This is a genomic window from Erythrobacter sp. JK5 (genome assembly GCF_018205975.1).
Lineage (GTDB): Bacteria > Pseudomonadota > Alphaproteobacteria > Sphingomonadales > Sphingomonadaceae > Erythrobacter.
This window is the reverse complement of the sequence record NZ_CP073577.1, coordinates 2,565,671-2,587,136: the sequence shown is the minus strand read 5'-3', so window position 1 is coordinate 2,587,136 and position 21,466 is coordinate 2,565,671. Positions and strand designations below refer to the sequence as shown.

The 21,466-nt window shown below is 63.3% G+C and carries 19 protein-coding genes and 1 pseudogene; 13 read left to right on the top strand and 7 right to left on the bottom strand.

The annotated features are described in order from the left end of the window. Positions 1–98 precede the first annotated feature (98 nt). On the bottom strand, positions 99–857 hold the full coding sequence (locus KDC96_RS12495; RefSeq protein ID WP_212448742.1) for a DUF6118 family protein: 759 nt from the start codon (positions 855–857) through the stop codon (positions 99–101). A 10-nt stretch (positions 858–867) separates the two neighbouring features. After that, positions 868–3,753, bottom strand: coding sequence for a Ti-type conjugative transfer relaxase TraA (traA, locus tag KDC96_RS12490; RefSeq protein ID WP_212448741.1), 2,886 nt, complete (start codon positions 3,751–3,753; stop codon positions 868–870). Between the two features lie 173 nt (positions 3,754–3,926). Here traA and KDC96_RS12485 point away from each other — a divergent pair, with 173 nt between their 5' ends. The 8 genes from KDC96_RS12485 to KDC96_RS12450 all read left to right on the top strand — a co-directional run bounded on the left by KDC96_RS12485 (position 3,927) and on the right by KDC96_RS12450 (position 7,800). Continuing rightward, a complete protein-coding gene (locus KDC96_RS12485) occupies positions 3,927–4,232 on the top strand; it encodes a conjugal transfer protein TraD (RefSeq protein ID WP_212448740.1) in 306 nt (101 codons plus the stop codon). 22 nt (positions 4,233–4,254) lie between these two features. Then, positions 4,255–4,494 carry a conjugal transfer protein TraD gene (locus KDC96_RS12480; protein ID WP_212448739.1) on the top strand — a complete coding sequence of 80 codons (240 nt, stop codon included), beginning with the start codon at positions 4,255–4,257 and terminating at the stop codon, positions 4,492–4,494. A 163-nt stretch (positions 4,495–4,657) separates the two neighbouring features. Continuing rightward, positions 4,658–4,801 (top strand): hypothetical protein, encoded by a 144-nt coding sequence (locus KDC96_RS12475; protein WP_212448738.1) that lies wholly within the window; start codon positions 4,658–4,660, stop codon positions 4,799–4,801. Position 4,802: 1 nt separating this feature from the next. Continuing rightward, positions 4,803–5,279, top strand: coding sequence for a hypothetical protein (locus KDC96_RS12470; protein ID WP_212448737.1), 477 nt, complete (start codon positions 4,803–4,805; stop codon positions 5,277–5,279). Further along, positions 5,276–6,385, top strand: coding sequence for an RNA ligase RtcB family protein (locus KDC96_RS12465; RefSeq protein WP_212448736.1), 1,110 nt, complete (start codon positions 5,276–5,278; stop codon positions 6,383–6,385). Before KDC96_RS12470 ends, KDC96_RS12465 begins: the two co-directional genes overlap by 4 nt. Continuing rightward, complete coding sequence (gene prfH / locus KDC96_RS12460; protein ID WP_212448735.1) at positions 6,382–7,008, top strand: peptide chain release factor H; 627 nt, start codon at positions 6,382–6,384, stop codon at positions 7,006–7,008. Before KDC96_RS12465 ends, prfH begins: the two co-directional genes overlap by 4 nt. A 394-nt stretch (positions 7,009–7,402) precedes the next feature. Continuing rightward, positions 7,403–7,609, top strand: a complete 207-nt coding sequence (locus KDC96_RS12455) for an AlpA family transcriptional regulator (RefSeq protein ID WP_212448734.1) — start codon at positions 7,403–7,405, stop codon at positions 7,607–7,609. Continuing rightward, a complete protein-coding gene (locus KDC96_RS12450) occupies positions 7,606–7,800 on the top strand; it encodes a helix-turn-helix domain-containing protein (protein ID WP_212448733.1) in 195 nt (64 codons plus the stop codon). Before KDC96_RS12455 ends, KDC96_RS12450 begins: the two co-directional genes overlap by 4 nt. A gap of 13 nt (positions 7,801–7,813) precedes the next feature. On the opposite strand, the gene KDC96_RS12445 is transcribed toward KDC96_RS12450, so the two are convergent. The 4 genes from KDC96_RS12445 to KDC96_RS12430 all read right to left on the bottom strand — a co-directional run bounded on the left by KDC96_RS12445 (position 7,814) and on the right by KDC96_RS12430 (position 14,329). Further along, on the bottom strand, positions 7,814–8,389 hold the full coding sequence (locus KDC96_RS12445) for a hypothetical protein (protein WP_212448732.1): 576 nt from the start codon (positions 8,387–8,389) through the stop codon (positions 7,814–7,816). 66 nt (positions 8,390–8,455) lie between these two features. Continuing rightward, positions 8,456–9,616: a site-specific integrase gene (locus KDC96_RS12440; RefSeq protein ID WP_212448731.1), complete on the bottom strand. Its 1,161-nt coding sequence runs from the start codon at positions 9,614–9,616 to the stop codon at positions 8,456–8,458. 605 nt (positions 9,617–10,221) lie between these two features. Continuing rightward, positions 10,222–12,888, bottom strand: a complete 2,667-nt coding sequence (locus tag KDC96_RS12435) for a DEAD/DEAH box helicase family protein (RefSeq protein ID WP_212448730.1) — start codon at positions 12,886–12,888, stop codon at positions 10,222–10,224. Positions 12,889–13,120: 232 nt separating this feature from the next. Beyond that, positions 13,121–14,329, bottom strand: coding sequence for a M20 family metallopeptidase (locus KDC96_RS12430; RefSeq protein WP_212448729.1), 1,209 nt, complete (start codon positions 14,327–14,329; stop codon positions 13,121–13,123). 379 nt (positions 14,330–14,708) lie between these two features. Here KDC96_RS12430 and KDC96_RS12425 point away from each other — a divergent pair, with 379 nt between their 5' ends. After that, positions 14,709–15,542, top strand: a complete 834-nt coding sequence (locus KDC96_RS12425) for a diacylglycerol kinase family protein (protein ID WP_249171786.1) — start codon at positions 14,709–14,711, stop codon at positions 15,540–15,542. Positions 15,543–15,561: 19 nt separating this feature from the next. Next, the gene (locus KDC96_RS12420) at positions 15,562–16,458 is read left to right on the top strand and encodes a hypothetical protein (RefSeq protein ID WP_371815558.1); all 897 of its coding nucleotides are present in this window, start codon (positions 15,562–15,564) and stop codon (positions 16,456–16,458) included. A gap of 9 nt (positions 16,459–16,467) precedes the next feature. Here the strand turns inward: KDC96_RS12420 and KDC96_RS12415 are convergent, their stop codons facing one another. Next, positions 16,468–16,986, bottom strand: coding sequence for a DUF2141 domain-containing protein (locus tag KDC96_RS12415; RefSeq protein ID WP_212448727.1), 519 nt, complete (start codon positions 16,984–16,986; stop codon positions 16,468–16,470). A 244-nt stretch (positions 16,987–17,230) separates the two neighbouring features. Between KDC96_RS12415 and rpe the strand changes: the two genes are divergently transcribed. The 3 genes and pseudogenes from rpe to purH all read left to right on the top strand — a co-directional run bounded on the left by rpe (position 17,231) and on the right by purH (position 21,357). After that, positions 17,231–17,893, top strand: coding sequence for a ribulose-phosphate 3-epimerase (rpe, locus tag KDC96_RS12410; RefSeq protein WP_212448726.1), 663 nt, complete (start codon positions 17,231–17,233; stop codon positions 17,891–17,893). Then, entirely contained in the window at positions 17,893–19,761 is a 1,869-nt protein-coding gene (locus KDC96_RS12405) for a heparinase II/III family protein (protein WP_212448725.1), read from the top strand. The genes rpe and KDC96_RS12405 overlap by 1 nt, the downstream gene beginning before the upstream one ends. A gap of 7 nt (positions 19,762–19,768) precedes the next feature. Further along, a pseudogene (gene purH, locus KDC96_RS12400) lies at positions 19,769–21,357 on the top strand (bifunctional phosphoribosylaminoimidazolecarboxamide formyltransferase/IMP cyclohydrolase). Positions 21,358–21,466 lie beyond the last annotated feature (109 nt).

Sequence of the window (21,466 nt, the reverse complement as noted above, 5' to 3'; positions counted from 1 at the left end):
AACGATCCGCTATCGGTGTCGCTTCCGCCGAGATCGAATGTCCGGAATTTGAGCACAACGCCTCCACGTGCAAAGCGCGAAATCGATTCGCAGCAAACTCAAGGCAAGATCGCAACTGAACACTTAGTCGGCCCCTTCGCGTTCCGGGCCCGTTCCTTACACCGCATCAAAGTTTCGCGGTTACTGCTCAGAATACGCTGCGCTGCCGCCAATTCCTCCCATGCTTCCGGATTCTGTGACCGGATCAAGCGGATGCCCGCTTCCACGATGGTCGGCTCTCCTGTGGCATTGCGAGCCATCCGCTCTGGCATCTGCCAGCTTTCGGGCACGGCGCGGGCGATAGTGCCCGGTAGGATTGACCAGAGCAGGATACCGGCAGCCAGCCCCATTCCTGCAAAGCGCCATGTTTGGCGCTTCTGTTCGTCCTCGGCGTGGACGCGCCCCACCATCGCACTGAGCTGCGCGGTAGCGCTGTCGAAGTCCCTGCGTCCGTGCCGGAACAGGTCGCTGGCATCGCGCAGCATGTCGAGCGAGGCGCGCTTGATCTGAACCGCAATGTCTTCCGGTGTCAGTTCGATGGCAGGTTTGTCGCCAATTGCACCTAACGTCTTGGAGACCTGTGCCAGCTGATCGGCCATCTGGCTCAGCGTTGCGGTGTAGTCCGGGATAACGATATCGGCTCGCTCCCTCGCCATGTTCTGGACCGTATGGCGCACCATCGCCATTTCGCCTTCAAGACGGGCGAAGGCTTCCGTTGCCGGATCGGTTTCTGCAACCGTTGGCGGCTCAGGCTGCGGCGTCGGCGGTTCCTCGACTTCGAGGTCCAGTTGCACTTCTTCGATTTGGTCGTCTTCCATGTCGTTTCTCCTAAATGCCCATGTTGAAAGCGCGTGTGCGCTCGCGGGCGAGGGTTGCGGTGAGTTCATTGGCGATGCTGCGTTCGGGCTTCCGATCAATGCCGAGTTCGCGGGTCTTGCCGCGCAACAGACCTTCGACCTGCGGATCGCGCTCCAGCCCCTTCGCCAGTTCGTTCTGCTTCGCGGACACGCGGGCCGCACCTGCACGGTCACCTTGCTGTTCAAGCTGATTGCGCGCCGCGCTCAACCTCTGCCAGTCGCTGACAAAACGCTCGGATCGCAACGCCGGATCGGTGCGCACGGCAGCCTCATGCTGCATGGCGCGCATGGCCTCCTGGCTGCCCCCGCCAGCGGCCTCTGCAATCAGCTCGGGACGCCGATCCAGTGCCTTGGCGAGATCGGTGGCGGCATGGGGTCGGATCGCTTCGAGCGCCTTTCCGGCCTTCTCCAGCGCGTTCTTCTGGTGCGGGAGAACGGGCAAGCCCTGGGCCTGCATCGTGCCCATATCGCCCAGCGCGCGAGCGTAGCGTTCAACCGCGCGGCGCTGCTCGTTCTGCGTGATCGCTTGTGCCGAAATCGGCTCAAGCTGGCGGGCCTGCGGACGGAAGTTTCCGAAGATCGATTTGGCCTTCTCCGGCACCTGCCGGACCATCTCGATGACCCGCTCGCGGAACCTGATGCCGCGTAATTCGGCGAAGGCCTGTTCGGGTTTGTAGTCACCCGCCATGTCCTTGCCCCGTTCCCGGCTCAGCGTGCGGACAAGTTTGGTCTGGCCTGCAAAATCATCGCGTCCATAATGCAGCGCCAGCCTGTCGCGGTGACGCGACATGGCGACATAGGCTGAATGGCTATCCATTCCGGGAGTGGCGAGCACATGGGCGCGGTCCACGGTCATGCCTTGGGCCTTGTGGATCGTGGCGACGTAGCCATGATCGATATGAGCATAGTCCTTGGTGTCGAAGGCAACTTCGCGGCCATCGTCGGTGTGCACCGCCATGCTCTTTGCGCTGGCCTGTTCGACCGTGCCGAGCGTCCCGTTCTTCACCCCAATCCCGTGTTCGTTGCGCAGGAAGATGATGCGGTCGCCCGACGCGAACTCACGCTCACCACGCGCTGTCTTGATCGTTACATCCGCCCCAAGCACGCCCGCTACACGCATCTTCCCGCGTGCCATTTGGTTCAGCGCGCGCACCTCGTCATTGGTGTGGGTAAGAATGATCCGGCTGTCGGCGGGGCTGGTCCGCCGTTCCTGATCCCAACGCTCGATCAGATCTTCCCGCGCGACCTCGCGCGTCTCGCCCGGATGGACCATGCCGCGTTCCTCGTAAGTGTGGATCGCTTCGCCGGTGCGGCCTGTTGCAAGCTGCCTGGTCGCATCCTGCTGCCATGCGTGAACTTGGCGGCGGACTTCGCTGATTTCGACCCCACCGTGATGCTCGTGGATTGCTCGAAACGCCGCGCCAGCCTCGATGGCTTGAAGCTGCTGCTGGTCGCCGACCAGAACAACCTTCGCACCGGCATTGGCGGCATGGGAAAGCACGCGCTCCATCTGCCGCGTGCCAACCATGCCCGCTTCGTCGATGACGAGCACGTCGCGCCCAGTGAGATGTTCGCGCCCCTTGCCCCACTGATGCTCAAGGCTGGCAATGGTGCGCGAAGCAATGCCGGAGCCATTCTCCAGACCCTCGGCGGCAATGCCGGAAAGCGCTGCGCCGCGCACAGCGTAGCCAGCGCTTTCCCATGCCTCGCGCGCCACGCCGAGCATGGCGCTCTTGCCGGTTCCGGCATAGCCAACGACCACCGCAAGACCCTTGCTGTTGGTGACATGCTCGAAGGCCGATTTCTGTTCACCCGTCAGGACTAGGCCGCGCGCCGCAGCACCGGCGAAAGCGGCGTTTCGTTGGACATCACTGACGCTGTGTTTCGCGCGCTGCGCCATCGCGTCGGCAGCGCGATGTAGACGCTGTTCGGTCTCGATCATCGCCCGCGAAGTGAAGCGGTTCTGCCCGCGCCCATCCTTGCCCAAAGCGACTATTTCAGGCGATGCACGCACTGCATTGTAGGCGGCATCGAACTGCTCCTTGCGGTCGCTATGTCGGTGAACGAAGGCGGCAAGATCGCGCTTGGTGAACGTTGCCTGCTGGTGCGTGATCGCATCCAATGCCAGCGCGGGGGTGGCGATGATCCGCTCGCCATTGCGCTGGGCGATGGCGCGGTGTTCCTCGATCCGTTCGGCTTCCAGTCCGCGTCCGCCAATACGCGATGCGGCAGGACCGATCTTGTCCTGCGGCTCCAGCGCAATGCCCTGCGCCTCCAGGCTGCGATGATCGATCCGCGCATCAATGTCGCGTTCGGCTAGTGCTCGATTGACGTGATCGGCCCAGCGCTCGCGCCATTGTTCGATGAGCGCGGTTTTGTTCCAGTCGCGGACCTTTGCGCCAAATCCCTCTTTGGTGACTTCGCGCATGGTAAGCATCACATGCGCGTGCGGCTTGGCCTCGCCGTCTTCTCCGATATCCCAATGGACATTGAGATCGGCAATCATGCCTTTCTCGATGAACTCGGCCTTCACGAACTCGCGCGCCAGCTTGATGTTGTCCTTCTTCGCCAGCTCGCGGGGCAGGGCGAACTCGACCTCGCGGGCAAGCTGTGCGTCCTTGCGCTTCTCGGCGGCCTCGACCGCGTTCCAAAGTGTGGCGCGGTCGGCGAAAGCTTCGGGCGCGCCTTTCGGCAGCATCACCTCGGAATGAAGGACGCCTGCCTTGTTGGTGAAATCGTGGGTTCGATCAATCCGCTCATCGTGCAGTTGTTCGCCCGCGCGATAGCCCGCAGCCGCCACGGCACTGCGTCCGCTCGACCTTCCGATGACCTTTGCGCTGAAGTGAAAGATTGCCATGACGGCAATCCAGTTACACTCCAAAGCCTGCGTCGGCACGACGTATAAGCGCGCCCTCTCATGATAAAATCCTGATCGGGACTACGCTGTATCACACTGTCCCGGCGACCTTACTGCATTGGATTACAGGCACGATTATCATGGCTCCATCACACCAACGATGGAGACAGCACATGCGCAAACCCCGCGATTTTGATTCGGAACTGAAGGCACTGGCCGACAAGGCCAAACAGTTGAAGGAGCGCCGCGTGCGCGACCTCGGCGCGCTGGTCACAGCAACCGGAGCCGACGTGCTCGATGCCGATGTCCTGGCTGGCGTGCTGCTCGACGCGGTTGCCAACACTGACAAGGCCACGGGGGAGGGCTGGCGCAAGCGCGGTGCGGCGTTCTTTCAGGGCAAACCACGCGACACTTCAAGCGGACCTCGCCAGCAGCCAGAAGGCACTCTGCCGCTCAACGGCGGCGCGGCATCGGCTTGAGGCAGCTAAGGCACGAACCGACATGCGCGAATGGCAAGTGAAACGCCGCGAACGGACCCGGCAACTGATCGAGCTGGGCGGCCTGGTCGCCAAGGCCGATCTGGTCGAACTGACCGATGATGACCGCGCCGCGCTCTACGGCGCATTCCTCACCGTTGCAGCCAAGCTGCGCGGGCCGGATGGCGCGCAGGCGCTGGTGCTCTTCCGGCGCAAGGGAAAGCGGGCATTTGAGGCGGAGCAGGACGAAGCAGCCTCCAAATAGATTTGCATCGCCAAACGAGTTGATTTGTCCCGTAGTTTCTTATAACGGGCCGCGTCAGCCAATCCCGGCGTGTTTCTGAAAATGGAAAGGAGCAAATCATGCGAGCAGTGATCGTTCGTCTCACAACCGATTTCCCGATCCATAATATTCAGGAACATATTGCATGGGCAATTTCCTGTCGGGCGGACAAGCACGCCTGATCTTCCTTCGCAGCGGATTGAACGCTGCGCATTTCACCATTCCGGGCCTTTTGCATGCGCAGTGCAAGGTGACCTCCATTGCTATGGAGGCCCGCCATGCGTTCTGACATGTTCAAGGTCATCGTCGAGCGACCGCGCTGGGGCGCAAGCCATGCATCGTCGCCAAAACTAAAGAGGACCAAAGATCCCACGCTGAAGCACATCGGGCACAAGCGCCACGCCTTCGAAAACGCGCCCTACACAAAATCACTCAATGAGAACCTTGCTCCATTGGTTCGCTTCCTGCGCAGTCGGAGGGGGCAACCGTGGGACAGCGTTTTCAGCGAGATTTGCGAGCGCCTCGATACGGGGAGCACGGTCAAGATGCACGTTCGCGAGCACCTTGAAGATTTCGTTCTCACCCGGATCTCAATCGGACGGCACGGCGAGTGGATGTTTGAAGGAGAGGTTCTCGGCGCCCACGGCATGTGGTTCAGGCGCCGCGAATTCTTCGTCGATCCGGATGATGGCATTCTCAAGGACTATGCTTTGCTAGCCAAGCGACTGCCGGCGGCAAATCGCAAGTCAGCGGGAGGGCGAGCATGAACGAGCAAAATTCGCTTACGCTGATCGCGCGCGATCCCGCCCGCTTCGATCCTTTGGCACTTGATCAACTCGAAGCTACTTCCCGTCTTAAAGGGATGGATCGTGTTGTCGGCTTGCCCGATCTCCACGCGGGCAACGGGATCGCCGTGGGCGCTGCTTTCTGGTCTCAGAAGCGCATCTGGCCGCATCTTGTCGGGAGCGATATCGGCTGCGGAATGGCTCTCTGGGAGACCAGCCTGGCTGTGCGAAAGTTCCGGGTCGGCAAGGTCGAGCGCAAGCTGCACGGTCTTGATGAGCCTTGGGATGGACCGGCAGAACATGCACTGGCCGAAGCGGGATTGCCGCCTGAACTTGCCAGCCCAGCTCTCGGCACCATCGGTGGCGGAAACCACTTTGTTGAGTTCCAGCGCATCGAGGAGGTCGTCGCGCCAGTTCGATTTGCCGAGCTTGGCCTAAAGGATGACCGCGGCCTGATGATGGTTCACAGCGGTTCGCGTGGGCTAGGACAGGCTATACTGCAAGAGCAAATGGCCAGGCATGGAACGGAGGGTCTCCATGATGGCACTCAGGACGCTGACGCCTATTTGCAGCGGCACAATCAGGCCGTGGCATGGGCGGTCGTGAACCGGAAGGTTATCGCTGGCCGGTTTCTTGATGCCCTCGGCATGTCTGGCAAATGCATGCTCGACATCGTGCATAATAGCGTCACGCGGCACCGCGAAGGCTGGTTGCACCGAAAGGGGGCCGCACCGGCGGATTGCGGCATGGTCGTCATACCAGGGTCAAGGGGAGATTTCAGCTATCTGGTTGAGCCCGTGCCCGACCGCGCCGATGATGCCTTATGCTCGCTTGCGCATGGGGCGGGCCGCAAATGGAGCCGCAAGGATGCCCATGCGCGCCTCTCTCGCCGATATCGCATCGCTGACTTGCAGCGCACGAAATTGTCCAGCCATGTGATTTGCGAGGACCGCCGCCTGATCTTTGAAGAAGCTCCGGAAGCGTACAAGGATATCGCCGGTGTCATTGCCGATCTGGAGGCCGCTGGCTTGGTTCGGGTGGTCGCCCGCCTTCGCCCTCTGCTTAGCTATAAGACGAGGGCGTCATGACAGAAGCGATATTGCATCTGACCTCTGGTAAAGGCCCTGCTGAATGCCGTTGGGTGGTTGCGCAGCTGGCCAAAGCTTTTGCTGACGAAGCCGCAAGGATCGGTGTGACCTGTGAGGTGCTCGATGCTCAAGAGGAGCTTCCGGCTTCGCTTTTCATGCGCGTCTCAGGTGATGGGGCGCTCGCCTTTGTGAGGGAGCGGACGGGAACGATCCTCTGGATCGGCGAAAGTCCTTTTCGCCCCAGGCACAAGCGCCGTAACTGGTTTGTCGGCGTTTCGCTCGCGCCTATACCAGATGACGTGCCAGACTTGCGCGATAGCGACATTGACTTTCAGGCGATGCGAGCAAGCGGTCCTGGAGGACAGCACGTCAACAAGACTGACAGCGCTGTACGCGCGACACACCGGCCAACTGGCTTGGTTGCAACCGCGCAGGAGCAGCGATCACAGCACGCAAACCGCAAATTGGCAAAACTAAAATTGGCCATGCTGTTGGAAGATCGTCGTTCAGGCGCAAGTGACGATGTGCGACACGAGCGGTGGTCACTTCACCAGCAACTGGAGCGCGGAAACCCGGTGCGCACGTACACTGGTCCGAAGTTCAAGCTGAGGAAGGGCGGGTAGTGGCAGGTTTCCAATTGCACTCATGAACTGGGTTGCCGGACTGGTTTACGAACTGCCGTGATGACCAAGCCTAACTTGGTGTTTGGGCGACTTCGTAAACCAGCGGCGTTTCGAGTCGTGCGCAAAATATGAGCAACGCTGGCGCGGAAATCCGCCACTGCCGTCGCATTTCTTCGCATGTCGGTCGCAGAATCGGGCCGAACGAAAAATTTTCCAAAACCGAAGACGGCGCGGCGGTTTGTCCGTAAAAGTCTCTACCCGTCCATAGGCGGTTCAAATCACGCAAATCACTAATGAATTGGCAGAATTCCAATTCAAACCGACCCTTGTGTTGCGTCAAAAAGTTCTCATTATGTTCCGGTGAGGGCCGCCAGTATCAAAGTGAGAATGCCCCATGTCGAATACCGAACGCATTATCCGGCTCAAGACCGTGCTCGACCGCACCGGCCTTTCCCGCTCCACCATTTATCGCAAGATCGCCGAGGGCACATTCCCGTCGCAGGTCAAGATCAGCATCCATGGCGCGGGCTGGCACGAGTCAGCCATCAATCGCTGGATCGCCGATCCCGTACACTATTGTGAAGAGGAACCGGCGGAATGAACGGCCATCAACCTGTCGAGCCGATCTGCGTCAGGATCAATGATGCTGCCCGCATGATAGGCGTTGGGCGCACGAAGCTCTATGAGCTGATCTCCAGCGGCGAACTCGAAACGGTGAAGATCGGCAAGGCAACGCGCATCACCACCGCTAGCTTGCACGGGCTCATTCGCCGAATGCAAGTCACGCGCTAAACTCTGTCAGCGCTCAAACAATGTGTGTCGGCCAGAGCTTTTCAATATGCTTGTAGACATCAACAAGAATGAACTTTTCGCGTCCGACCGCGTCCTTTAGTTCCTTTGGAAATCGCGCCATTTCCTCATATCCGGGGAGAACGACGAACTGAACCTGTTCATATTCAAAGGTGAAGTCGTGTGGAACTCGCCATTCCCGCTCATGGGCAAAGTCGATGGATTTGCCGCCAAGTTGCTTTTTGAACTTTTCCGATTGAGGCCGATATGCTGGCCAAAATGGGGTCACGAAAGTTCGAACGTGGTTATCCCACTGCTGCTTTTCCCAGTGATCTGCGCGTACGTAGTAAGCAGGTCCGCCACCAGCCGCAAACACATGCGGCTTTGTGAACCCTAATCCAAAGGCTGAATAATGGCCCACATGGGACAGCAGGCTCGACCAAGGGCATTCGGTGAAGCAAACTGCCGGATTGCCCGTCCACGGCAACGACCCAGCTTTCAGTGCCTTCCCTTCAAGAATCTTCACAAGATTCTCATAGGGAACGTCACCCTCGCCCTTTGTGAAATGTGCGACGAAATTTGAATCACTCATAGTGCTAACCCATTCCTAGGCGCTGGCGTATCGTGCAAATCTGCTCGAACGCGACCTTATCCTAAATCAACCATTTGTAATGGTTCTAGCAAGGTTGAGATAAGCTGCCCACGCCCCCATCAACTCGCGCCGCTTTTCGACAAAGTCGGTGCGGCGATAGGCGGCTTCGACCTGGTTGCTCAGCTTGTGCGCCAAGGCCTTGTCCGCCACCTCCTTCGGAAAGTCGGTCTTCTCCGCAGCCCAATCGGTGAAAGCGGAGCGGAAGCCATGGACGGTCGCGCCTTTAATCCCGGCATCGCGCAACAGTTTGGTCATTGTCATGTCGCTGATGGGCTTCTCGCCATTGTTGGAGAAGACGAGGCCATCGTCGCTCGTCCGCAGTTTCCAGCGCCGACGCAGAATGGAAACCGCTGCCTTAGAGAGCGGCACCACATGCGTTTCCTTTGCCTTCATGCGCTCGCCGGGGATGGTCCAGACCGCCTTGTCGAGGTCAATCTCAGTCCAGACGGCGTTGCGCGTTTCGCTCGACCGCACGGCGTTGTAGATGGTGAAACGCAGGGCATCGCGGCCCGTGCTGGGTGATGCGGTCGCCAGCTCCTTCATGAACGCCGGAATCTCTGCATAGGGCATGGCCTTGAAGTGTTCGACCTTGTCGGTCTGGCGCGGTAATCCCTTGCGGACAGAGCGCAGCGCGGCCTCCTCTTCCCGCCATCCCCTGATATGCGCGAAGTCGAGTACGGCACCGATACGCTGGAGAATTTTGCGAGCGGTGTCGGGGATTTCGAGCCAGATGGGCGTGAGCACCTCGACGACGTGGGTGCTGTCCACCTGATCGACGGGCTTCCTGCCGATCAGCGGGAAGACATGGTTTTCCATGCTGGCGATCCAGTTGCGGTAGTTCTGGTTCTTCCAGCCGTCCTTCAACGCCTCGTAACATTCGCGCGCTGCGGTTTCGAAGCTCGGCACCACCTTGCGCGACTTCCGTCGCTCGGCAACCGGATCGATCCCGGCGCGAACCTGGCGGCGCAATGCGGCTGCGGCGTCCCGCGCTTCGGTCAGCGATACATCGAGTGCCGATCCCAATCCGTAGTCGCGCCGCCTGCCGTTGTGCTGCATCCGCAAGACCCAACTACGGGAACCGCTTTCCTTCACGAAAAGACACAAACCACGGCCATCAACGTAGCGACCGGGCTTAGCGTTCTTCACCTTCAATGCTGACAGGGCCATAGGTTACACACACCATAAAATTGATCCAACATTCGATCCCACAAAGTGATCGAATTGCAGGCAAACGGGGACGATCAGCCGTGAACACGGTAGAAGACAAATCCCTGATTTTACAGAGTAGTTAGGGACGTCCCGACACTGCCTGCGACATAAGTTTTAGCAATGTCGGGTGCGCCAGCTTTTGAGCGAATTCGGATCTCACCATTCATTCCGAAAGGAATGAGTAGGCACAAGGAGTGCGTATCGCCGGTTCCGGCTCAATGCTGGCGGGAAACCTCGAATTCCTGTCTCGCTTCAGCGGACGCAGGACATCGGTCTACAATCGAAATAGCCAGAATAGCGCGACAATTGAGCGCTGAAATCAGCAGGTTCTTGGTCCGCCAGCCGACCCGGACGTTCGCCCAATGCTCCGAAATGGGACCGGCTGGGCATCATCGGGCGCGTAGATGGCTCCGTCCGTTGCTACGTTGCCGAGAGACCCGTTGAGTCGCTCCGGACCAAGACCAACCGAGCCGCCGCCGCATGGCGCGCAGATGCCGGCGGTGATCCGGCGCTTCGGGAAGCGGTCTGCCGAGGCTGGGCAGCAGGGCGATATGTCACCCCGATCACAGCCACACGGAGCGGCGATCCACAACCCGCTGAAATCCCGCCGCGAAGGAGGACGCCCGTGCTCTCAGCATTGTCCGTCTGCCGTCCGCCGTCCGCGTGAACACGAGCTTCGATGAGCCAACACCCCCGCGCCAAAGTTCGGCAAAGCGTTCTGCGTGTTCCTTGCGAGCGCCCAGCGCGGCAGGCACAGCGTGGTAATCGACCCGCCTCTTGAGGCCGAGCCATGAATTGCGCACCAGCAGGTAGCGCGGGTTCTGCACCGGCCCCAGAATTTCCGCCACTGCCTGCATCACCTGCCGTTCGGTAGCCCGGCTCACTCCGGTAAGGACGATATCCTTGCGTCCGTCCAGGCTCGTACGGATTTCGACATGGGCGCCGCTCAGTTCGCGCGCGCTGATGACTTCGGCATCGACCAGCGCCTGCAAGACAACTCCGGTTACGGCTTCCAAGCTGCCTTCGAGCGATCCGTTTCGCCAGACGAGCCTGCCAGCTCTCGCCAGGCGCGGCAGGCTTGCCAGCGTGGCTGCACCGGCCAGCCCCATCGCGATGGCCCCAATCCCTGCATAGGATGCCAGGCCGCGCAACTCATTGGCCGCTGCAAACACCCCGCTGCCTGCAGCGCTCCAGCCCAGAGCCTGTATCGTATCGAACCAGCTTAAGGCACGGGGAGCATAACGGGGGGCTGCCGTCTCGCGCACCTGCGATCGCGCTGCCCCTTGACCGAGCGAAGCCTTCCAGCGCCCCGCAATGGCGTGCCGGTCTGCCGCGATGGCAAAGGTCCGGAGGTTCGTGGACGCCGCCGGTTTCGATGGATCAAGTCCCAGGCGGGCAATGCCATCTTCAATGAGGGTGGAGGTTCCGTTGGAAATCCCTTCAAATGCCTTGAAACGCCGCGCGACGACCGTGATGTCGGATAGCCCCGGCGCGCCCCCATCGTTGAGAAAACCCCAGTTGAAGGCCGATACCACCGCATCCCAGCTCTCGCGATCTTCCGGATCGACGGTCGCCAGGTGCCAAATGTTCGCCACCTTGGCAGGCTTGGCCGGATCGATCCGGATCGCCCGGCCGCGCGTCTGATTGGAGAGCATGAACGACGCCGTGTTGCTTGCCAGGACAAGGCTGTTGAGTGCGGGCGCGTCCCACCCCTCGCCAAGCAGCGACTGCGTGCCGACGAGTATGCGAACATCGCCACGTGTGAAGAGAGCAGTGACGAGGCGAACCAATTGAGCGGTGCCGCCGGTCCTGCATTCGATACGCACGTGGCCGGGGCATCCCGGCAGATTGCTTGTTCTGAAGTCGCCAGGATCGACGTGCAGATCGTTCGCAATGTCGGTGAGCTTCGCCAGAACGCTCTTGGGAAGGATGACTATGCTTCCGGTCAAGACCCCCAGATGCTCTTCGGCAATTGCCGAGCGCCGCAGCTTCTCGAATATCGGAATCACGCCCAGCTTGGCAGGTTTGAATTGTGCATCCGGACCTTTCGGCAAGTCGCCGGCGCGAATGTGATCGGACAGCACGACCATGCGCAGGTCTCCTGCCAGCGCTTGCTTTTCGGCTTCAGCGATCTCTACTATCGAATCCAGCTTGGCGAGGCTGGAGGTCATCAGCTTGAAGACCGAGCGCGTGTGGTGCAGGCGGACCCGCCCTCCTTCGATGAGGCCATGACGATTCAGCCGGTCACGCAGGCCCTTGAGCCACGCCGGGTCGAGTGGAAAGTCCGCCGTTTGCTGCGCAACCAGGCCGTCCAGCAATCGTTCCAGCCAGAACAGCGAGGGCGGAGGCACATTGCGCGCCGACACGCCGAGCAGTTTGAGCGGCGGGCGCGGCAGCGCGCGTCCAGCTGATGCCAGCAGAACCAGCACTGCCGAGAGCATCTCCGGGGCTTCGAGGATCTCTTCGACATGCGCTTCGGAATCCGTCAGCCACGGGTGCGCGGCCAGCCAGTCGAGCAACCCGTCATTCGCCCGCAATTCCATATGCAGCCGGCCAATGGCCTCACGCCTTCTGGCAAGCAGGGCCAGCGCATCTTCCGTGGGCTCCGACAGGATCAGGTGATCCTGATGCGGACACAGATCGCCATTGCGGACCAGTTCGGGAATGCCGATTTCCAGGTCTATCGGTCCGCACAGTTCTTCGTAGCGCGACCATTCGGCGAAGCTCGCATCATAAGGGGGCGTTGCCGTCAGCGCGACCAGGCGGACATCCACCAGACGGTTGGCCAGCGCGTTGAGGCATTTCCACCATTCGCGCCGCAGGTGATGTGCTTCGTCCAGAACCAGCGTCAGAGGTCCTCGGCCATTCAGCGTCTCGATCAACGCATCGAGTTCCTCGCCGCGCCGCAGGCTATCGAGCGACTGGTATGTCGCCAGCGTCAGGTCCCGAAAATCCGCCAGATCGCGGGAGATCGTCGCGGCTTCGGGCGGAGTGTCGAGAAACAATGGACAAAGGCGGTGCGCCCACTGTTCGCGAATGGCGATTGTCGGCGCAAATACCAGCGCCGGCCTTCCGATACGGCGCACGATCTCCAGACCGAGAACCGTCTTTCCGGCGCCCGGGGCCGCCACGACATGCAGTCTTCCGTCGCCAAAATGCTCGTCCATCTCTTGAAGGACGCGGGCCTGATAATCGCGCCAGGTCCCATTGAAGTTCATGTCATTGAGCATTCTGCCGAAATAGCGATCTGTACGCTCTCCGACCATTGCGTCGCCGATAGTGTCCTCAGGTTAGCTGGGCGCAGATCGTTGCCAGACGTCCGGACGACGGTCCGATTGTTCCGATGTGCGCGCGAGGTCCGCCCACACGGCCATCAACCTATGCCGCCGGTCGAACACGTCGGTGCGGCGAAAGGCGGCCTCGCCCCGCTACGCACCGTGTGCGCAGCGCCTTCCTGGCTGGTCAGTCTTCGAATCCGTTGGCGATGAATTCCAACGCGCACCCGGCCAGCATCGCCGTGCCTGTGGGAAGCGCGGTCTCGTCCACCGTCATGCGCGGCGAATGGATGGCGCAGCATTGCGTCCAGTCCTCGCCATCGGGCGCGACGCCGAGGAAGAACATCGCGCCCGGCACCTGTTCGAGCACATAGGAGAAATCCTCTGCGCCCATGATCGGATCGGCCATGTCGCGCCATCCTTGTGCGCCGCCGAGTTTGCGCGCGACCTTGGCGCCGAGAGCCACCGCGCGCGCATCGCAGACGGTCACCGGAAAGCCGAGTTCGAGCTTGCAGTCCGCCTCGACCCCGTAGGCGGCCGCAGTCTGCTGCGCGGTTTCCGCAATCAGCGCATGGACCTTGTCGCGGTGATCGGCGCTGAGGGTGCGGATCGTGCCGGCGAGCATCACCTCGTCCGGGATGACGTTGTGCGCCGTCCCGGCGTGAATCTGGGTCACCGTCACCACCACCGCGTTGGTCGCTCTGAAGCGGCGGGTGACCATCGCCTGGATCGCGCCGACGATCGCGGCGGCGGCGGGAATCGGGTCGGCGCAATCGTGCGGCATGGAAGCATGCCCGCCCCGGCCGCTTACGGTGATGGTGAACTGGTCAGCGGCCGCCAACAGCGGGCCGGCGCGCCCAGCAAACACACCATACGGTGCGTTGGGCATGATGTGCAGGGCGAAGGCGGCATCGGGCAACGGGTCGATGAGCCCATCGTCGAGCATGAAGCGTGCGCCGTGATGCCCTTCCTCGCCCGGCTGGAACATGAAGTCGATCGTCCCGGCCAGTTCGTCGCGCTGCCCCGCCAGCAGCCGCACCGCACCCGCCAGCATTGCGGTGTGGGTATCGTGCCCGCAGGCATGCATGCGGCCGGGGATGGTCGACGCGAAATCGAGCCCGGTTTTCTCGTCCATCGGCAGCGCGTCCATGTCGCCGCGCAGCAGCACGCGCGGGCCCTCGCCGCCCCTCTTGCCGCCGACGAGAGTGGCCACCGCCCCGGTGGTCGACGAGCCGCTGCGCCATTCGAGCGGCAAGTCCGCCAGCGCCTCGCGCACTTTCGCCATGGTCAGCGGGGTGTGCAGGCCCAGCTCGGGCTCGGCGTGGATCGCGCGCCTGAGCGACGTGATTTCGGGGGCGAGCGCGCGGGCGGATTCGAGCAGGTTTTCGGTCAGCATGACGCCATTCTACACCTGGTGATCGCGCAGAACAGCCGAATTCGCCCGCATACCGGCTTGCAAAATTTTCATCAGGTCCGATGTAACCCGGCATCGATCGCGACCGAACGGTGCACAGGTCAGGTAACACGGCAGTGACAGAGCTGCGGTAACTCGGTTAAAGGGCTGTTATGGCGACGCCGATCTACGAATTTGCGCAGATGCCGCGGATCCAGGCCGGGCGTGAACGCTGGGATGGCACGCACCGTCAGCGGGCTCCCGGGCAGGCGCCGAAGGTGGGGGTGATCTACAACCCCGCAGCCATCGCAACAAGGGTGCCGACTTCGATTGCGGGATTTGCCCGCATGTCTTCATCGCTCAACCCGGCAACCGTTCGCAATTGCCCGAGGCGCTGGCCGAGCTTGCGGCGCGCGGTATCGATCTGCTGGTGATCAACGGCGGCGATGGCACGGTGCGCGACGTGCTGACCTGCGGGCGCGGAATCTTTGGCGACGACTGGCCTGCGATCGCGGTGCTGCCCAAGGGCAAGACCAACGCGCTGACGGTCGATCTCGGCGTGCCGTCCGAATGGACGCTGCAGGACGCGATCGATGCCTACGAAGCGGGCGAACGGGTGCTGCGCCGCCCGATCGAGATCGCGGCCAGCGATGAATCGGCACCCAGCGTGCTCGGCTTCATCTTCGGTGCGGGCGCGTTCACCCGGGCGACCCGCGCGGGACAGGGTGCGCACCGGCTCGGCGCGTTCAACAGCCTCGCAGTCGGAGTGACGACCGCGTGGACCATCGCGCAATCGCTGTTCGGCAGCCGCCGCAACCCCTGGCGCAAGGGCGCGCCGATGACCATCGCGCTCGGCCCGCACGGTGCAGCGATGGCGCACAGCGGCATCGGCGATCCGGAATATCGGCAATTGCTGTTCGCCTCGTCGCTCGAGCGGATGCCGGCCGGGATCAATCCGTTCGGTCCGTTGCGCAAGGGGCTGAAGCTGGTCGCCATCGATCAGGTCTCGCGCCGCTCGCTGCTGCTCATTCCGCTGATAATGATGGGCTGGATCAGCCAAGGCCTGCGCGAACGCGGGTTTCACCAGGTCAGCGTTCCCGATTTCGAGCTGACGATCGACGACCAGTTCATCCTCGACGGAGAGGCGTTTCCGGCCGGCAGCTACCGGATCGGGCAGGGACCCGAGCTGGCGTTCGTCGCCCCGCCCCGATCATGACCGTCACGCGCCGGATCCGCTGATGTCGGCGCTCGCCGAGCGCATTTCCGCCCGCCTCGCCGTGCCGGTCGATTCGGCGGTGGAGCACTTCGCGGCGCGGCTGGCGGAGGAAAGCGGCGCAGTCGCGGTGCTGTTCTACGGCTCCAACCTGCGCACCGGGTCGCTCGACGGGGTACTGGACTACTACGTGCTGCTGCCGGGCGAGCGGCGCGAGCGGATCTGGCCGCGCGTCAGTTATCGCGAATGGGAGCAGGAGGGCGCGATCCTGCGCGCCAAGATCGCGACGATGGCGCTCGCGACCTTTGCCGAAGCGGCGCGCGGCGAATTGCTCGATACGACCATCTGGGCGCGGTTCGTGCAGCCCTCGGCGCTGATCTGGTGCCGCGACGATGAGGCGCGCGGCGCTGTCGTCGCCGCGATCGCCGATGCGGCGCAAACCGCAGCGCGGCTGGCGGTGGCGCTGGGCCCGGCGGAAGGGCCGCCGGAGGATTATTGGCGCGCGCTGTTCCGCGCGACCTACCGGGCGGAGTTCCGGGTCGAGAAAGCCGGGCGCGAAAACGATATCCTGGCGGTCAACGAAGCGCATTTCGCCGGGCTTCTGCCGCTCGCGCTCGATGCAGCCGGGATCGCGTTCGAGCGCGACGGCGAGCGCCTGCGGCCCGGGATGCCGGCGCAGCAACGGGCGGGCACTCTTGCGTGGTGGAACCATCGTCGCCGGTTCGGCAAGCCGCTGAACCTGATCCGCTTGCTCAAGGCGAGCACCACGTTCGACGGCGCGAGCCGCTATGCCGCCTGGAAGATCGAGCGGCACACCGGGATGCCGGTCGAAATCACGCCGTTTCGCGAGCGCTATCCGATCCTCGCCGCGCCCGGCGTGCTGTGGAGCCTGTGGCGGCATCGCCGCCGCCAGGGCTGACCGCCGGCCTTAGCCGAAATATTTCATCACGATCGACATCGAGGTCACCCCCGAGCCGACATCGAAGCGGGTCTTGTCGACGCCCGGCTTGCCGAGATTGAACAGGTTGATCGAGGGGTTGTTCGACATCGCGCCGCCATCCTGCCGGATGTCGGTATCGCCATTGCCATTGGCGTCGTGGCGGACGGCGATGGCGTAGGGGCCACTCGCGGGAACCGGCATGCAGAAGGTCATGCTGCCGCGCCGGGCAGGCACTTCGATGCGGTTCAGCCAGCGCCCCTTTTCCAGCCAGTCGCTTTTGGTGCCGCGATAGACCTGCACCCGCACCTTCCCGGTCGAGCTCTTTACGCCGCTCACGGTGAGGCGCACCGCCGGGCCCTTGCCCGGCGCGCAGTTGCGCATGTTGTTGCTGATCGTGTTGCGATAATCGCTGGTGCTGGTCGCCTGCGCCGCGACCGGGGCTACCGGAACGGCGGATCCCGTCGCCAGCAGTGCGAGCGCACCCAATCCTGTTGCAAATGCTTTCATGTCAGTCCGTCTGTTCAAGTGATTGCGCGGTGCGGCATGGTCACAGCGATAGGCCGCCGTTGCCGCGAATATGCTCCGACCAATGCCGATCAGGCGCTGAATTGCACATGAATTTTGTCGCGAACGCCCGTTAAGGACCGTTCCCCGGCCTAGCACGGTGGAAAAGGCGCAGCCGTGCGCTTGTGGGGTGATTCGCGGCTACCGTATTGCGTTAACGACGCGACAAGAGGCGCACGAGCCGTTCATGCCTGCCCCATTGATCTCCCCTTCGATCCTGTCGGCCGACTTCGCGCGGCTGGGCGAAGAAGTGCGTGCGATCGACGAGGCCGGGGCCGACTGGATCCATGTCGACGTGATGGACGGCCACTATGTGCCCAACATCACGATCGGCCCGGCGGTGGTGAAGGCGCTGCGCCCGCACACCGCCAAGCCGTTCGACGTGCACCTGATGATCGCGCCGGTCGATCCCTATCTCGAAGCGTTCGCGGACGCAGGGGCCGACATCATCACCGTCCATCCCGAGGCGGGGCCGCACATTCATCGCACCCTTCAGGCCATCCGGTCGCTGGGCAAGAAAGCGGGCGTGGTGCTCAATCCCGGCACCCCGGTGGAGGTGCTCGACAACCTGATGGACCTGGTCGACCTGGTGCTCGTGATGAGCGTCAATCCCGGCTTCGGCGGGCAGAGCTTCATCCCCTCGCAGCTCGACAAGATCCGCCGCATCCGGACCATGATCGAGGCCGAAGGGCGGCCGATCCACCTCGAGGTCGATGGCGGGGTCAATCCGGACACCGCGCAGCAATGCGTCGCGGCCGGGGCGGACGTGCTGGTGGCGGGGTCGGCCACGTTCAAGGGCGGGCCGGGGCAATACGCGGCCAATATCGCCGCCCTCAAAGGGGCCGCATGATGGAATCGCTGTTCCAGGACGCCGAGGAGCAGCTGCTCGATTCCGCCGCCGACGATGCGAGCGAGCGGCCAGCACTGGCGCTGGGCGATGGCGGCGCGCAACCGGTCCGCGATCCGGCAACCGAAGACACCGTCGAGCCGTCGCGCGCGCTCGCGCTGACCGACGTCATTGCACCGCGCGCCAGCGCCGCCGAAACGATGATTCGCCTCGCCTATCGGCTCGGCGTGCCCGGCCACACGTTGTCGGCGCCGTTCCGCAGGCCGCCGGCGTTACGGGTAATGGCGACGGTAGAGAGCCCGATCCGCGGCGACAGGGCGGCTGGCACGGCTCTGCGCGCCGGGCATTTCCTGGTCCACGGAGTCAAGACCCCGATCGGGCAGATCGATTTCGACAGCGCCGCGCGCCATTGTCCGGGGCTCGAACGCGCGCTGCACAGTTTTGCGTGGCTGGACGATCTGGCCGCCAGCGCGCCGCGTGACGATTGCCGCGCGGTGGCAGAGCGGATTACCGGCCTGTGGCTGGCCGCCAATCCATCGCCCGGGAAGGGCGCGGCCTGGACCGTCGAACATGCCGGATTGCGACTGATGGCATGGCTGGTCCACGCGCCGATCGTGCTGGCCGGGCAGGAGGGCGAGCTCAAGCCGCGCCTGCTGGCGGCGATCGCCGAGACGGCCAGCTGGCTCGATCGCAAAGCGGCCCGCGACGGCGCCGGTTTCTGCCAGGTGGCGGGCTGGGCTGCGGTGACGGCAGCGGGATTGCTGCTGCCCGGAGGCAAGCCCCGGAGGCTGTTTGGCGAGGCAGCGCTGATCAAGGCGCTGGGCGATCTGGTCGCCGAGGACGGCGGGGTGCTGTCGCGATGCCCGGCGGCGCAGATGGATGCGATCGCGCTGCTGACCAAACTCCTCGCCTGCTACGAAGCCGTCGAAATTGCGCCGCCCGCAGCGCTTGGCGTGATGCGCGAGTTGCTGGTGCCGCCGCTGCTGTCGCTGCGCCACGGCGACGGCGCACTCGGAAACTGGCAGGGGCAGGGTGCCATTTGCGCCGACCGCGTCGCGGCGCTGATCGCGGCGACCGGGGTGCGCACGCGCCCGCTCAAGGATGTCCAGCATTGGGGGTTCCAGCGGATCAAGTGCGGCGACACAGTCCTGCAATTCGATGCTGCGCCCCCGCCACGTGCGCGCCACGCGCGGACCGGCTGCGCGTCGACGCTGGCGTTCGAACTGTCGGATGGGCCGGCCCGCCTGATCGTCAATTGCGGCGGGGCCGCCATGGCGGGCGGGCAGGTGCCGGCGCGGATCGGACAGGGCCTGCGCGCCACCGCGGCGCATTCGACGCTGGTGCTCGACAATGCCAATTCGACCGCGGTGCTGCTCCACGGCAAGCTCGGCAAGGGGGTCGAGCTGGTCGAGACCGAAGTCCGGATGCTGCGCAAGGGGGGCGGGGAAGCGCAACGGGTCGAGGCCAGCCACGATGGGTATGCCGCGCGGTTCGGATTGAATCACCGACGAATCCTGACCCTCAACGGCGATGGACAGCAGCTGGCGGGGGAGGACATCCTCGTCCCCGCCTCGCGCAAAGGCAAGCGCGGCAAGATCGGATTCGCCATCCGCTTTCACCTGGGGCGCGGTGTGGAGGCGCACCTATCCGAAGACGGTCGGGGCGCCAGCCTGCTCACCCCCGACGGGCGACTGTGGCAATTCCGGCTGGGTGCCGATTCGGCGCGGGCGGCCGATACCAGGCTGTCCTGCGAAGACAGCCTGTGGGTCGATGGCGATGGCCGGCCGCATGCCACCGAGCAATTGGTGATCGAAGGAATGACGTCGCGCGGCGGGGGGCAATTCTCCTGGCTGCTCAAGAAAATGGGATAAGGGCCGGATGGCAGAGGTAACGATCAGGCGGGCGCTGCTCTCGGTGTCCGACAAGACCGGTTTGGCGGAGCTGGGCGCGGCACTGGCTGCGCGCGGAGTGGAGCTGGTGAGCACCGGCGGCACCGCCAGGGCATTGCGCGACGCGGGGCTCGAAGTCCGCGACGTGTCCGATCTCACCGGCTTTCCCGAGATGATGGACGGGCGGGTCAAGACGCTTCACCCCAAGGTGCACGGCGGATTGCTGGCACTGCGCGACAACGACGAACACGTCGCCTCGATGACCGAGCACGGGATTGGCGCCATCGATCTGGTGGTGGTCAATCTCTACCCGTTCGAAGCGACCGTGATGCGCGGGGCCGAACGGCCCGAGATCATCGAGAATATCGACATCGGCGGACCGAGCATGGTGCGCTCTGCCGCGAAGAACCACGGGTTCGTGACGATCGTGACCGATCCGGCGGATTACGACACGCTGATGTCCGAACTCGAAGCGCATGGCGGCGCGACCTCGCTGGAGTTCCGCAAGCAAATGGCGGCGCGCGCCTTTGCTGCCACGGCTTCGTATGATGCGATGATCAGCCAGTGGTTCGGCTTTGCCGATCAGCAGCAGATGTTCCCCGAGTTTCTGGCGGTCAACGGCAAGGCCCCACGGTGCTGCGCTATGGCGAGAACCCGCACCAGATGGCGGCATTCTACACCCCCACCGGACCGCATGCGCGCGGGGTGGCGCAGGCCGAGCAACTGCAGGGCAAGGAACTCAGCTACAACAACCTCAACGACGCCGATGCCGCGCTCGAACTGGTGGCGGAGTTCGGCGGCGGCGATCCCGCAGTCGTGATCGTCAAGCACGCCAACCCCTGCGGCGTGGCGCAGGGCGGTTCGCTGCTCGCGGCGTGGAACGACGCGCTCCAATGCGACAGTGTTTCGGCCTTTGGCGGGATCGTCGCGGTCAATACCGAACTCGACGGAGCGACCGCCGAAGCCATTGCCGGCATCTTCACCGAAGTCGTGATCGCGCCCAAGGTCAGCGCCGAGGCGCGCGAAATCTTTGCCAGGAAGAAGAACCTGCGCTTGCTCGAATGCGGGGAATTGCCAAACCCGCGCCGGGGCGGGCTGGCGATCAAGACCATCGCGGGCGGGCTGCTGGTCCAGTCGCGCGACAATGGTGCGGTCACCGCAGAGGACCTGAGGGTCGTGACCAGGCGCGCGCCCACCGAGCAGGAGCTCAAGGACTGCCTGTTCGCATGGACCGTCGCGCGGCACGTGAAGTCGAATGCGATCGTCTACGCCAAGGATGGCGCGACAGCGGGGATCGGGGCGGGGCAGATGAACCGCCGCGATTCGGCGCGCATCGCCGCGATCAAGGCTCAGGAAGCCGCCGAAAGTTATGAGTGGGCTGCGCCCAGGACGGTCGGCAGCGCGGTCGCGTCGGATGCGTTCTTCCCCTTCGCCGACGGATTGATTGCCGCCGCCGAGGCAGGCGCAACTGCGGTGATCCAGCCGGGCGGTTCGATCCGCGACGATGAAGTGATCGCCGCCGCCGACGAAGCGGGCCTCGCAATGGTCTTCACCGGAATGCGCCACTTCCGGCATTAGTCTGCCGCGCGTTCAGGCGTCGGGCGCTTGAGGCCAGCGCCGCGCAGCTTTTTTCGCATTGCCTGCGTAACTTTGTCGCGGTTTGTCGCGAATGGCATTCTGCACGAGA

Coding starts and splice junctions, on each gene's coding strand:
- rpe (WP_212448726.1), top strand. CDS start 17,231: ATGCCTGCCCCATTGATCTCCCCTTCGATCCTGTCGGCCGACTTCGCG.
- KDC96_RS12450 (WP_212448733.1), top strand. CDS start 7,606: ATGAACGGCCATCAACCTGTCGAGCCGATCTGCGTCAGGATCAATGAT.
- KDC96_RS12465 (WP_212448736.1), top strand. CDS start 5,276: ATGAACGAGCAAAATTCGCTTACGCTGATCGCGCGCGATCCCGCCCGC.
- KDC96_RS12435 (WP_212448730.1), bottom strand. CDS start 12,888: ATGCTCAATGACATGAACTTCAATGGGACCTGGCGCGATTATCAGGCC.
- KDC96_RS12415 (WP_212448727.1), bottom strand. CDS start 16,986: ATGAAAGCATTTGCAACAGGATTGGGTGCGCTCGCACTGCTGGCGACG.
- KDC96_RS12495 (WP_212448742.1), bottom strand. CDS start 857: ATGGAAGACGACCAAATCGAAGAAGTGCAACTGGACCTCGAAGTCGAG.
- KDC96_RS12445 (WP_212448732.1), bottom strand. CDS start 8,389: ATGAGTGATTCAAATTTCGTCGCACATTTCACAAAGGGCGAGGGTGAC.
- traA (WP_212448741.1), bottom strand. CDS start 3,753: ATGGCAATCTTTCACTTCAGCGCAAAGGTCATCGGAAGGTCGAGCGGA.
- prfH (WP_212448735.1), top strand. CDS start 6,382: ATGACAGAAGCGATATTGCATCTGACCTCTGGTAAAGGCCCTGCTGAA.
- KDC96_RS12475 (WP_212448738.1), top strand. CDS start 4,658: ATGGGCAATTTCCTGTCGGGCGGACAAGCACGCCTGATCTTCCTTCGC.
- KDC96_RS12430 (WP_212448729.1), bottom strand. CDS start 14,329: ATGCTGACCGAAAACCTGCTCGAATCCGCCCGCGCGCTCGCCCCCGAA.
- KDC96_RS12455 (WP_212448734.1), top strand. CDS start 7,403: ATGTCGAATACCGAACGCATTATCCGGCTCAAGACCGTGCTCGACCGC.
- KDC96_RS12485 (WP_212448740.1), top strand. CDS start 3,927: ATGCGCAAACCCCGCGATTTTGATTCGGAACTGAAGGCACTGGCCGAC.
- KDC96_RS12440 (WP_212448731.1), bottom strand. CDS start 9,616: ATGGCCCTGTCAGCATTGAAGGTGAAGAACGCTAAGCCCGGTCGCTAC.
- KDC96_RS12405 (WP_212448725.1), top strand. CDS start 17,893: ATGGAATCGCTGTTCCAGGACGCCGAGGAGCAGCTGCTCGATTCCGCC.
- KDC96_RS12480 (WP_212448739.1), top strand. CDS start 4,255: ATGCGCGAATGGCAAGTGAAACGCCGCGAACGGACCCGGCAACTGATC.
- KDC96_RS12470 (WP_212448737.1), top strand. CDS start 4,803: ATGTTCAAGGTCATCGTCGAGCGACCGCGCTGGGGCGCAAGCCATGCA.